Raw genomic sequence first — 12,683 nt, 5'->3', positions numbered from 1 at the left:
CCCTGGGGCATCCTGTACGCCTTCGCTCCGCCCCCGTACAATGCGGGGTCATTTCAACGTCTTAGGCAATCGACACGGCCCACCATGCGTACCAGTCAATATTTGCTCGCCACCCAGAAAGAAACCCCTGCCGATGCAGTGGTCATCAGCCACCAGCTCATGCTGCGCGCCGGCATGATCCGCAAGCTGGCCTCCGGCCTGTACACCTGGCTGCCGATGGGCCTGCGGGTGATGCGCAAGGTCGAAGCCGTGGTCCGCGAGGAAATGAACGCCGCTGGCGCCCTGGAAGTGCTGATGCCAAGCATCCAGCCCGCGGAGCTGTGGCAGGAATCCGGCCGCTGGGAGCAATACGGCCCTGAGCTGCTGCGCCTGAAGGACCGCCATGACCGCGACTTCTGCGTTGGCCCGACTCACGAAGAAGTCATCACCGACCTGGCACGCAACGAGCTGTCCAGCTATAAACAGCTGCCGCTGAACATGTACCAGATCCAGACCAAGTTCCGTGACGAGATCCGTCCGCGCTTCGGCCTGATGCGCGGTCGCGAGTTCATCATGAAGGACGCCTACTCCTTCCATGCCGACCAGGCTTCCCTGCAGGAAACCTACGACCGCATGCACCAGGCGTACACCAACATCTTTACCCGCCTGGGCCTGGACTTCCGTCCGGTGCAGGCAGACACCGGTTCCATCGGTGGCAGCTACTCCCATGAATTCCACGTTTTGGCCGAATCCGGCGAAGACGACGTGATTTTCAGCGACAGCTCCGACTACGCCGCCAACATCGAGAAGGCCGAGGCCATTCCACGCGAAACCGTGCGTCCAGCCCCCACTGAGGAGCTGCGCCTGGTAGACACCCCGAATGCCAAGACCATCGCTCAACTGGTCGAGAACTACGGCCTGCCGATCGAAAAGACCGTCAAGACCCTGATCGTGCGCGGCGCCGAAGAAGGCAAGCTGATCGCCCTGGTGGTCCGTGGCGACCATGAGCTGAACGAAATCAAGGCCGCCAAGCTCGAGCAGGTCGCCGACCCACTGGTCATGGCAACCGACGCTGAGCTGCGCGCCGCCATCGGTGCTGGCGCAGGCTCCCTGGGCCCGCTGAACCTGCCGCTCGAATGCATCATCGACCGCTCGGTCGCCCTGATGAGCGACTTCGGCATCGGCGCCAACATCGACGACAAACATTACTTCGGCGTCAACTGGGAACGTGACTTGCCGGTTCCTCAGGTCGCCGACCTGCGCAACGTGGTCGAGGGCGACCCAAGCCCGGACGGCCAGGGCACCCTGGTCATCAAGCGCGGCATCGAAGTCGGCCACATCTTCCAGCTCGGCACCAAGTACAGCGAGGCGCTCAAGTGCCAGGTACTGGGCGAGAGCGGCAAACCGGTAACCTTGTCCATGGGCTGCTACGGCATCGGCGTCTCCCGCGTGGTCGCCGCCGCTATCGAGCAGAGCTATGACGACAAGGGCATCATCTGGAACGATGCCCTGGCGCCCTTCCAGATCGCCCTGGTACCGCTGCGTTATGAAACCGACGCCGTTCGCGAAGCGACCGACAAGCTGTACGCTGAACTGACTGCCGCCGGTTTCGAAGTGCTGCTGGACGATCGCGACAAGAAGACCAGCCCCGGCATCAAGTTCGCTGACATGGAACTGATCGGCATCCCTCACCGCATCGTGGTCAGCGACCGCGGCCTGGCCGAGGGCAACCTGGAGTACAAGCACCGTACCGAGCAAGAAGCCCAGCCTCTGCCGCTCAACGAAGTGCTGACCTTCCTGCAAGCCCGCATCCGTCGCTGATAGCCCACCGCACGAGTGATCATGTCCAGAAGCACCTTTACCCTGGGGGGCGCCGCACTGTGCGGCGCCCTGCTCGTCAGCGGCTGCGCCAACCAGATGTCCCAACGCAGCGAGCATGAGGAGCGCGCCGAGCGCAAGCTGCTCGAACATACCCTGCAAATCGACGTGGGCGAGCCCAAGGTGATGGAGCTTCCCCAGCGGCGCGTACGTATTCATGAACAGAAGCGCTTCGAAGTTACCGAGTTCGAAGTCACTCGCCGTTACGACCGCTACACGCCTTACCAACCCTGGCGAGAGATCTATGAAATCCCCCTGGGCGCGGTTGCCGTGGTGGCCGGTGTCGGCGCCAACGTGGTCAACGTGTTCGCCCTGGGCAATCTACCGGAAAGCATCACTCACGATTGGCTCAGTTACGGCCTGGCTGGGCTCAACCCGTTCATGAACGTGCCGTCCAATGGTCGCGCGCAGCAGAACCTGGCTGGGGTCAGCGAAGTGCAGAAGGACAAGCGCGAGGAGTACACCAGCCTGCCTTGGAGCGAACGCCTGGTCGAAGTCAAGGCTGGCAAACTGACCCACGAGCTGACCACCGACCATAACGGCGTACTTCGCCTGAACCTGCTCGACAGCCCGTTCTCCGAGCAGAACCTCAATCACATCGGCACCCTGCACCTGCATGTAGCCGACGAGGACAATGGTGTGCGCGGCGATGCCAGCCTGCTGGTCAGCAGCAATTTGCGTGGCAAGCTGCTCGAAGCCCACGAGCTGATCTTCGATGACCTCGAGGGCGACGATGTCGGCCAATGGGTGCATCGGGTCAAGCGCCTGTCGGAGCTGGGCTTGGAAGAAGAAGCCAGCGAGCTGGAGCAAAGCCTGATCGAGTTGACCCGCAATGATCCGGAGCTGCAACGGGACTTCCTGCAAGCACTGACCAAGGACACCGGGCGACTGGTTGCCGACCCTGGAATACAGTAAACCCGCCGGGGCTGCCTAGCGGCCCCTCCCCTTCACTCACTGCGGCGGGAAGAGCTCCAACTGCTCATGCGCCCCACGCAGATCTCGCAATCGAACTCCCACGCCTAATAACCGTACTGGCTTGCCACCCCGGGCAAACGCCTGGCTGAGCAACTGTCGGTAGCTCTCCAGATCACGACCGGCTCCAGCCTGTTCCAGGGTCGTCTGGCTGAAGTCGTGAAATTTTACCTTCACGAACGGTTTGTCCGGCCGGTAACTGTTATCCATGCGCGCAATGCGCGCGTTCAGGCTCTCGAGCAGCTCGGGCAGTTTCTGCAGGCAACTCGCCAGGTCCGGCAAGTCGGTATCGTAGGTATTTTCGACACTTACAGATTGACGCCGGCTGTCATTTTGTACGATTCGTTCATCTATACCCCGCGCCAGCCCCCATAACCGCTCACCAAAACTGCCGAACTCCCGCACCAAAGCCAAGCGCGACCACTCGCGCAGCTCCAGACACGTTTCGATACCCAGGCGTGCCAGTTTGTCCGCCGTGACCTTGCCCACGCCGTGCAGCCTTGCGACCGGCAAGGCTGCTACGAATGCTTCCACCTGGTCGGGGGTTATCACGAACAAACCATTGGGCTTGCGCCAGTCGCTGGCGATCTTGGCCAAGAACTTATTCGGCGCCACGCCAGCCGAAACCGTGATGTGCAGCGTCCGAGCGACCCGCTTGCGAATGTCTTCAGCAATACGCGTGGCGCTGCCGGCGAACCATTGGCTGTCGCTGACATCCAGATAGGCCTCGTCCAGCGACAGCGGCTCGATCAAGTCGGTGTAGTCACGAAAAATGGCGTGGATTTCCCGAGAGGCCTCGCGATAAGCCTCAAAGCGCGGCTTGACGATCAACAGGTCTGGACAGAGCTTGAGCGCATGACGCGAAGACATGGCCGAGCGCACACCATAGGCACGCGCCTCATAATTGCAGGTCGCGATCACCCCGCGCTGCTCAGGCGCCCCGCCCACGGCCATCGGGCGCCCTGCCAAACGCGGGTCGTCGCGCATTTCGATTGCGGCATAGAAACAATCGCAGTCGATGTGGATGATCTTGCGCAAGGACATGGATGACCGTCAGCACTGTAAATTCATACAGATACTACCGGTGCGTCGCCATGTGTTCCAGAGCCGGCCTGTCGGAAAGCCTTCCAATCCGATGCAAGCCCCGTCATTGCTGAGCTGCAGCCCTTATTCAAACGCTAAGAGATTGAACAAAAAAGGGTTTTTCCGAAATAGCGCTTGACATGGCAGAGGATTTCCGTAGAATTCGATCTCACAGGCGCGGGATGGAGCAGCCTGGTAGCTCGTCGGGCTCATAACCCGAAGGTCGTCGGTTCAAATCCGGCTCCCGCAACCAGATTCAGAAAAAGGCCACTGTCGATACAGTGGCCTTTTTTCTTGTCTTAGAAAAAATCTACGACAAATCAAAGAGTAATGCTTGACAGCTACTCGGAATTCCGTAGAATGCGCATCCACTGACGCGGGATGGAGCAGCCTGGTAGCTCGTCGGGCTCATAACCCGAAGGTCGTCGGTTCAAATCCGGCTCCCGCAACCATATTCGTCAGAACAAACCCCGCCTGCTAACGCAGCGCGGGGTTTTTTGCTTTTGGCCCCGTGAATACTTCCCCACTTCGCCTCAAGTGGGGCTCGCCGGATGAACTATCTTTAACCCTGCCAAACCGCTGAAAGCGGGCCGGGCAGGAGTAATATCTGGATACGTTTTCCGAAGGGACTTTCACTTGGCCGCACCTCTGCCCAACCTCGCGCTCCTGGCCCGAGGTTATCCATGATTTCACACGACTCCGAACCTCAGGAGCCTCTCGCCACCGCGCTTCCCAACGCCGCCCGCCGCCTGCCCTGGCTGGAGCGGCTGAGCCGTTATCGCCAACCCTTGGGGCTGGCCTTGACGTTGCTGCTGTTCAGCATGGCCTTGATCGCCTGCCGGCACTTGCTGAGCGAACTGGACATTTATGCCCTTCACGACGCCATGCTCAGCGTGCCGACACGCTCTTTGGCGGGCGCCTTGCTGGCGACCGTCGTGGGTTTTGTGACTTTGCTGGGCTATGAATGGTCCGCCAGCCGTTACGCTGCAGTGCAGCTACCGGCCCGCACATTGGCGCTGGGCGGGTTCAGCGCCTTTGCCATTGGTAACGCGGTCGGGCTGTCGATCCTGTCCGGTGGCTCGGTACGTTATCGCCTGTATGCGCGGCATGGGCTAGGCGCCGCTGAAATCGCACGGATGACCGTGTTCGCCAGCCTATCCCTAGGCTGCGCCCTGCCCCCTCTGGCAGCGCTGGCGACATTGAGCAACCTGCAAGGTGCCGCCACCGCCCTGCGCCTGCCTGCCCCATTGCTGGCCAGTATCGCCGTGGCAGTGCTGGCGCTGACGGCCGTATTGGTAATCGGCCTCTATCGTCGCCGCCTGGACGAGCAACCTCTGGCCGATAGCCTGGTGGTGCAGTTTGGACGGCGCACCCTGCGACTACCAGGCGCCCGCTTGGCCGCCCTGCAGTTGTTGATCACCGCCCTAGACGTCGTCGCCGCCGCTACCGTGCTTTACCTGCTGCTGCCCGAAGCTCCGCCTTTCGGCGCCTTCGTCCTGGTCTACCTGCTCGCCCTGGCCGCCGGTGTACTCAGCCATGTGCCAGGTGGCGTGGGGGTGTTCGAAGCCATTCTCCTGGCCGCCTTCGCCAATCAGCTGGGCGCCGCGCCACTGGCAGCTGCCTTACTGTTGTATCGCCTGATCTATGTGGTCCTGCCTTTGCTAGTGGCCTGTGTGCTGCTGTTGGCGAGCGAAGCCCGCCGTCTGCTGTTCGCCCGCCAAGCGATCAATGCAGCCGCCGGGCTTGCTGCGCCGGTGCTGGCAATCCTGGTGTTTCTGTCAGGCGTCGTGCTGTTGTTCTCCGGGGCCACGCCCGAGATCGACACGCGCCTTGAGCACATGGGCTTTCTGGTGCCCCATCGCCTGATCGACGCTTCGCATTTTGGCGCGAGCCTCATCGGGGTGCTGTGCCTGCTGCTGGCTCAAGGGTTACGCCGGCGACTGTCGGCCGCCTGGCTGCTGACCACCGTCCTGCTGCTGGTAGGCGCACTGCTGTCGTTGCTCAAGGGCTTCGATTGGGAAGAGGCCAGCGTGCTGATCTTCACAGTGGCGCTGCTGACCTTGTTCCGTCGCTCGTTCTATCGCCCAAGCCGGTTGCTGGAGCTGCCCTTCTCGCCGGTGTACCTGGTGGCAAGCGTTTGTGTGGTCGGCGCCTCGGTCTGGCTGCTGCTGTTCGCCTACCAGGATGTACCCTACAGCCACGAACTGTGGTGGCAGTTCACCCTCGATGCCGACGCACCACGTGGCCTGCGCGCCGCCATGGGCAGTGCAGTGCTGTTAGTGGTCGTCGCGCTGACTTGGCTGCTGCGCACCGCACGGCCCGTGATTCACTTGCCCAACGATGAGGAACTGCAACAGGCCAAGGGCATTCTGATGGCCTCCGACCAACCCGACGGTGGCCTGGCACTCACCGGCGACAAAGCCTTGCTGTTCCACCCCAACCACAAGGCCTTCCTTATGTATGCCCGTCGCGGCCGCAGCCTGGTCGCCCTGTACGACCCGATCGGCCCCGCCCAGGAGCGCGCCGAGATGATCTGGCAATTCCGTGACCTCTGCGATCTGCACCACGCCCGCCCAGTGTTCTATCAAGTCCGCGCGGAGAATCTGCCGTTCTACATGGATATCGGCCTGACGGCACTCAAGCTCGGCGAAGAAGCGCGGGTCGACCTGCGCCGTTTTGACCTCGAAGCCAAGGGCAAGGAGATGAAAGACCTGCGCTATACCTGGAACCGCGGCGGCCGTGACGGGCTGACGCTGGAGATCCATGAGCCAGGCGATGCCCCGCTCGAGGCACTCAAGGCAATTTCCGACGCCTGGCTCGGTGGCAAGAACGTACGTGAAAAAGGCTTTTCCCTCGGTCGCTTCAGCCCCGAGTACCTGCAGCATTTCCGTATCGCGCTGATCCGCTTTCAAGGCCTACCGGTGGCCTTTGCCAACCTGCTCGAAACCCAGAGCAAAGAGCTGGCGAGCCTGGACCTGATGCGTGCCCATCCGCAAGCCCCCAAGCTGACCATGGAATTCATGATGATCGGTTTGATCCTGCACTACAAAAACCACGACTACGCCCGCTTCAGCCTCGGGATGGTCCCGCTCTCCGGCCTTCAACCCCGACGTGGCGCCCCCCTGACCCAACGTCTGGGTTCGATGGTGTTCCAGCGCGGCGAGCAGCTGTACAACTTCCAGGGGCTACGTCGCTTCAAGGACAAGTTCCAACCGGATTGGGAACCCCGCTACATGGCTGTGCCGGCCGGGCTCGACCCGTTGGTGGCATTGGCCGATACCGCCGCCCTGATCGCAGGCGGCTTGACTGGATTGGTGAAACGTTGATGATCCGACGCTATTGGCTTTACCTGACCGGCGCCCTGCTCCTGGCCTTGCTGGCCGGTGCCGCAGCCTTCTGGCTGTGGACCCGCCCAGCGCCCGAAGCCCGCCTGGAACACCTGACCCTGGGCGACGGCAGCAGCCTGGTCCGCGCCATACCGGGCGTACACGCCAAGGCCCACGTGGCCATTGCCGTGCCCCAGGACCAGGCGCTCAGCGACAAACAATTGCTGGACCTTAGCCAGGCCGGCGAGGCCCAGCTGGTCCAGGTGCTTCTGCCGCCTGGCGACTGCGTCAAGCAGCAGCGCGCACTCGACCAGGCCATGGGCGAGCTGGCCGCACCGCCGAACTTGGTGGCTGGAATCGGCCCTGGCGCTGCGCAGGCCTGGCGATGGCTGGCCACCCAGAGCGATGACAAGGCCCGCGCCATCTCCGTGGACTTCACCCTCGAACAACCCGGTTGCCAGCCCCTGCCCAAATCCGCCGCCCACGGCCATTGGAACGTAGCGTGGAATGACAACCCCGACGATGCCAGTGCCGCATTCGTGCGCGACCAGGCGAACGCCGAGACGAGCATCGCCGACTACGACATTCACCTGCCCCAGGTGCTCAAAGCTCAACTGACCCAGGCCCTGATCGGCAAGGACGGCAATGCACTGAGCATTCCGGTAGTTGAGGTCCCCGCCGGGCAGACCACCGACACCGTCACCCTGTTCCTCTCCGGGGATGGCGGCTGGCGTGACCTGGACCGCGACGTCGCCGGCGAAATGGCCAAGCTCGGTTATCCGGTCGTAGGGATCGATACGCTGCGCTACTACTGGCAGCACAAGACGCCGGAACAGAGCGCCGCCGACCTCTCTGAGCTGATGCAGCACTATCGCCAGAAATGGGGCACCAAGCGTTTCGTGCTCACCGGCTACTCCTTCGGCGCCGACGTGCTGCCGGCGATCTACAACCGCCTGCCGGATGAAGACAAACAGCGGATCGATGCCGTGATCTTGCTGGCGTTTGCCCGCAGCGGCAGCTTCGAGATCGAGGTCGAGGGCTGGTTGGGCAAGGAAGGTCAGGAAGCCCCGACCGGCCCGGAAATGGCCAAGCTGCCAGCGCCCAAGGTGGTGTGCGTCTATGGTGTCGAGGAGACCGATGAAAGTGGGTGCACCGACAAGACCGCAGTCGGTGAACGCCTGAAGCTGCCTGGCGGGCATCACTTCGACGAGAACTATCCAGCCCTGGCCAAGCGCCTGATCAGCGAGATCGAGACGCGCCAGGGGAAGTCCAGCGTGGCGGAACAGAACTGAAATAAGCCTGCGGGCCGCCTCGGACGGCTGATCACGGGGTTGCCCTGCGATCAGCTGTCCGAATGCCCCTGGGAATCAGATCTCGACCTGCGTTCCCAATTCGATCACCCGGTTCAGCGGCAGGTTGAAGAACCGAAGATTACCGTTGGCATTCTTGAGCAGGAACGCGAACAGGTTGCCACGCCAGCGCGCCATGCCCTCCAGGCGCGAGGCGATCACTGTCTCGCGGCTGAGGAAGTAGGTGGTACGCATCGGGCTGAAATCGAGTCCGTCCAGGTGGCACAGCTTCAGCGCCGCCGGCACGTCCGGTTCATCCATGAAGCCAAAGTGCAGCAGAACGCGGAAGAACCCATCACCATAGGCCTCCACTTCAAAGCGCTCGTGCTCCGGCACCCGCGGCCGATCCTCACTGACCACCGTCAACAGCACCACCTGGCTGTGCAGCACCTGGTTATGCAGCATGTTGTGCAACAGCGCGTGGGGCACAGCGTCTGCCCGCGCAGTGAGAAACACCGCCGTGCCCTCGACGCGATGTGGCGGCTGTACGCGGATACTGCTGATGAACACGGGCAACGGCAGGGCTCCCTCGTCGATACGGTCCACCAGAATCTGTTTACCGCGCTTCCAGGTACTCATCAGCACGAACAGCACGATCCCCGCCAGCACAGGGAACGCGCCGCCCTGCACGATCTTCGGCACGTTGGCGGCGAAGAACAATCCATCGACAAACAGGAAACCCAACAGAATCGGCACCGCCAGCACCGGTGGCCACTTCCACAGCAGCAGCATCACTGCCGACACCAGGATGGTGGTCATCAACATGGTGCCGGTCACCGCAACGCCATAGGCTGCGGCCAATGCGCCCGACGACTCGAAGCCGATCACCAGCAACACGACGCCGACCATCAAGGTCCAGTTCACCGCACTGATGTAGATCTGCCCTTGCTCGTCGCTCGAAGTGTGCTGGATCTGCATCCGCGGGATGTAGCCAAGCTGGATGGCCTGGCGGGTCAGGGAAAAGGCCCCGGAAATCACCGCCTGGGAAGCGATCACCGTCGCCAGCGTGGCCAGCCCCACCAGCGGCAACAGTGCCCAGCCCGGCGCCAGCAGGTAGAAGGGGTTGCGCGCCGCTTCCGGGTTTTGCAGCAGCATCGCGCCCTGTCCGAAATAGTTGAGTACCAAGGCCGGCAGCACCAGTGCGAACCAGGCCCGAGCAATCGGTTTACGGCCAAAATGCCCCATGTCGGCATACAGCGCCTCGGCACCGGTCAGCGCCAGCACCACCGCCCCGAGGATCGCCACACCCATGCCCGGGTGAACAATGAAGAAGTTCAGCGCCCAGCCCGGATTGAACGCCTTGAGCACTTCCGGGCTCTGCGCGATGCCATGCACCCCGAGCGCCCCCAGCACCACGAACCAAGTGACCATGATCGGCCCGAACAGCTTGCCGATTTTCTCGGTGCCATGCTTCTGCACCAGGAACAATGCCACCAGCACCACCAGCGACACCGGCACCACCCAATGATCGATTCCGTCGAAGGCAAGCCCCATGCCCTCAACCGCCGAAAGCACCGACACCGCCGGGGTGATCATGCTGTCACCGTAGAACAACGAGGCACCGACCAGACCGCAACCGACCATTAGCGCCCTGAGCTTCGGGTAATTGGCCGTCGCCCGGCGCGCCAGTGCGGTCAATGCCATCGTGCCGCCTTCCCCCTGGTTATCGGCACGCAGGATGAACATCACGTACTTGAACGAAACCACCCACAACAGCGACCACAGAATCAGCGACAGGATGCCCAGCACGCCATCATGGTTGACCTGTACCCCATACCCCCCGGTGAAGACCTCTTTGAGGGTGTACAGCGGGCTGGTACCGATATCGCCATACACCACCCCAACAGCTGCTACGAGCAGGCCCAGCGAGCGTGTCGCCCCCTGCCCACCTTCGGCGTGACTGCTTGCCTGAACCATCGACCACTCCCGCAGAAGGCCTTCTAGACCCATTTGAGTTGCACCCGCGCCGAGCCATCCCGAATGCCCCCGCGCAACGGCGCGAAGCATAGCGCAGCGTTCGTCGTATTTCTGCTGGTAAAGCGACCTTGCGCTCGCTAGAATTGCGCACTTTTTGATCAGAGGCGCCAAAAGCGCCCATCAGTATCGCCCCCGTCAGCGGCTGGGCGATCTGTCTTCAATACCGAGGTTAGCCATGTCCACCACTCCCGCCACCCCGAAGGTCGGTTTCGTCAGCCTGGGTTGCCCCAAGGCTCTCGTTGACTCCGAGCGCATCCTGACCCAGCTGCGCATGGAAGGCTATGAAGTCGTGCCTACCTACGAGGACGCCGACGTGGTGGTGGTCAACACCTGCGGCTTCATCGACAGCGCCAAGGCCGAGTCCCTGGAGGTGATCGGCGAGGCGATCAAGGAAAACGGCAAGGTCATCGTCACCGGTTGCATGGGTGTCGAGGAAGGCAATATCCGCGACGTGCACCCGAGCGTGCTGTCGGTCAGCGGCCCGCAACAGTACGAGCAGGTAGTCAATGCCGTACACGAAGTGGTTCCACCGCGTCAGGACCATAACCCGCTGATCGATCTGGTCCCGCCCCAAGGCGTCAAGCTGACCCCACGTCACTACGCCTACCTGAAGATTTCCGAAGGCTGCAACCACAGCTGCAGCTTCTGCATCATCCCGTCGATGCGTGGCAAATTGGTTAGCCGCCCGGTCGGTGAAGTGCTGAGCGAGGCCGAGCGCCTGGTCAAGGCCGGCGTCAAGGAAATCCTGGTGATCTCTCAGGACACCAGCGCCTACGGTGTGGACGTCAAGTACAAGACCGATTTCTGGAACGGTCGCCCGGTCAAGACCCGCATGCTCGAGTTGTGCGAGGCCCTGAGCAGCCTCGGTGCCTGGGTGCGCCTGCATTATGTCTACCCATACCCGAACGTCGACGACGTGATCCCCCTGATGGCCGCCGGCAAGATCCTGCCGTACCTGGACATTCCCTTCCAGCACGCCAGCCCCAAGGTGCTCAAGGCCATGAAGCGTCCGGCCTTCGAAGACCGTACCCTGGCCCGCATCAAGAGCTGGCGCGAGCAGTGCCCTGAGCTGGTGATCCGCTCCACCTTCATCGTCGGCTTCCCCGGTGAAACCGAAGAAGACTTCCAATACCTGCTCGACTGGCTGACCGAAGCCCAGCTCGATCGCGTCGGCTGCTTCCAGTACTCGCCGGTCGAAGGCGCCCCGGCCAACGATCTGGGCCTGGAAGAAGTCCCGGACGAAATCAAGCAGGAGCGCTGGGACCGCTTCATGGCGCACCAGCAGGCCATCAGCGCCGCACGCCTGCAACTGCGCATCGGCAAGGAAATCGACGTGCTGATCGACGAAGTCGAGGAGCAGGGCTCGGTTGGCCGCAGCTTCTTCGATGCCCCGGAAATCGACGGCAGCGTGTTCATCGATGGCGATCATGGCTTCAAGCCAGGCGACAAGGTGCGCTGCCGCATCGTCGATGCCGACGAATACGACATGTGGGCAGAACCGATCTGAGCCTCCTCAGGTCAGCCCCGATCAAGCCCCGCCACTGGCGGGGCTTTTTTTTGCATCTATGTTTTCCTCAGGACCCAGCAGGAGCAATGCGATGCAACCGGCACTGACGCTTCAAACGCCAAATGTGAGCGACTACCCGGAACTGGTGCGGATCTGGGAGGCCTCGGTGCGCGCCACCCACGACTTCATGCCCGATGCCTATATCGTACTGCTGCGCGAACATGTGCTACGCCGTTATCTGGACGCCGTGATGCTGGTCTGCTGCAGAGACAGCACCAGGCGCATTCTTGGTTTTGCCGGCGTCGCCAATGGCCGGGTGGACATGCTCTTCGTCGCCCCTGAATACCGTGGCCAGGGCATCGGCAAACGGCTGTTGCGCTATGCCGTCGACGAACTCAATGCCGAGCGCCTGGATGTCAACGAGCAAAACCCGCAGGCGCTGGGGTTCTACCTGCACGAAGGGTTCGAAGTCACCGGGCGTTCGGATACCGATGGACTAGGTCAGCCCTATCCCTTACTGCACATGACCCTGATTCGCACAGGCTCTTGAGCTTTGGATGCAGGATGCCGTACGCCCCTCCTGAAATGGCGTAAATGACATAGATTCCCAGC

Annotated in this window: 8 protein-coding genes and 2 tRNA genes; 8 read left to right on the top strand and 2 right to left on the bottom strand. The window is 62.1% G+C overall.

What is annotated here, in order from left to right; all coding sequences use genetic code 11:
* Positions 1–84 precede the first annotated feature (84 nt).
* Together AB1N67_RS05935 and AB1N67_RS05930 are read left to right on the top strand one after the other, a co-directional pair.
* Positions 85–1,800: a proline--tRNA ligase gene (locus AB1N67_RS05935; RefSeq protein ID WP_043209534.1), complete on the top strand. Its 1,716-nt coding sequence runs from the start codon at positions 85–87 to the stop codon at positions 1,798–1,800.
* 18 nt (positions 1,801–1,818) lie between these two features.
* Complete coding sequence (locus AB1N67_RS05930; protein ID WP_367863856.1) at positions 1,819–2,772, top strand: hypothetical protein; 954 nt, start codon at positions 1,819–1,821, stop codon at positions 2,770–2,772.
* A gap of 36 nt (positions 2,773–2,808) precedes the next feature.
* Here AB1N67_RS05930 and dinB read toward each other — a convergent pair whose 3' ends face one another.
* Complete coding sequence (gene dinB, locus AB1N67_RS05925; RefSeq protein WP_167358118.1) at positions 2,809–3,867, bottom strand: DNA polymerase IV; 1,059 nt, start codon at positions 3,865–3,867, stop codon at positions 2,809–2,811.
* A gap of 221 nt (positions 3,868–4,088) precedes the next feature.
* Between dinB and AB1N67_RS05920 the strand changes: the two genes are divergently transcribed.
* The 4 genes from AB1N67_RS05920 (at position 4,089) to AB1N67_RS05905 (ending at position 8,530) form a co-directional block, all read left to right on the top strand.
* Positions 4,089–4,165: transfer RNA gene (locus AB1N67_RS05920), tRNA-Met, on the top strand.
* A gap of 122 nt (positions 4,166–4,287) precedes the next feature.
* Positions 4,288–4,364, top strand: a tRNA-Met gene (locus AB1N67_RS05915).
* Between the two features lie 231 nt (positions 4,365–4,595).
* Complete coding sequence (gene mprF / locus AB1N67_RS05910; RefSeq protein ID WP_043208727.1) at positions 4,596–7,238, top strand: bifunctional lysylphosphatidylglycerol flippase/synthetase MprF; 2,643 nt, start codon at positions 4,596–4,598, stop codon at positions 7,236–7,238.
* The gene (locus AB1N67_RS05905) at positions 7,238–8,530 is read left to right on the top strand and encodes a virulence factor family protein (RefSeq protein WP_090346112.1); all 1,293 of its coding nucleotides are present in this window, start codon (positions 7,238–7,240) and stop codon (positions 8,528–8,530) included. Before mprF ends, AB1N67_RS05905 begins: the two co-directional genes overlap by 1 nt.
* A gap of 75 nt (positions 8,531–8,605) precedes the next feature.
* Here AB1N67_RS05905 and AB1N67_RS05900 read toward each other — a convergent pair whose 3' ends face one another.
* Positions 8,606–10,504, bottom strand: a complete 1,899-nt coding sequence (locus AB1N67_RS05900; protein WP_043208731.1) for a potassium transporter Kup — start codon at positions 10,502–10,504, stop codon at positions 8,606–8,608.
* A gap of 235 nt (positions 10,505–10,739) precedes the next feature.
* Between AB1N67_RS05900 and rimO the strand changes: the two genes are divergently transcribed.
* Positions 10,740–12,071 carry a 30S ribosomal protein S12 methylthiotransferase RimO gene (gene rimO, locus AB1N67_RS05895; protein ID WP_043208732.1) on the top strand — a complete coding sequence of 444 codons (1,332 nt, stop codon included), beginning with the start codon at positions 10,740–10,742 and terminating at the stop codon, positions 12,069–12,071.
* A 91-nt stretch (positions 12,072–12,162) separates the two neighbouring features.
* Entirely contained in the window at positions 12,163–12,621 is a 459-nt protein-coding gene (locus AB1N67_RS05890) for a GNAT family N-acetyltransferase (RefSeq protein WP_043208735.1), read from the top strand.
* Positions 12,622–12,683 lie beyond the last annotated feature (62 nt).

Origin of the sequence: Pseudomonas guariconensis (assembly GCF_040822035.1) — a bacterium.
GTDB classification, from domain to species: Bacteria; Pseudomonadota; Gammaproteobacteria; order Pseudomonadales; family Pseudomonadaceae; genus Aquipseudomonas; species Aquipseudomonas guariconensis.
This window is presented reverse-complemented; position numbering and strand designations above follow the sequence as displayed.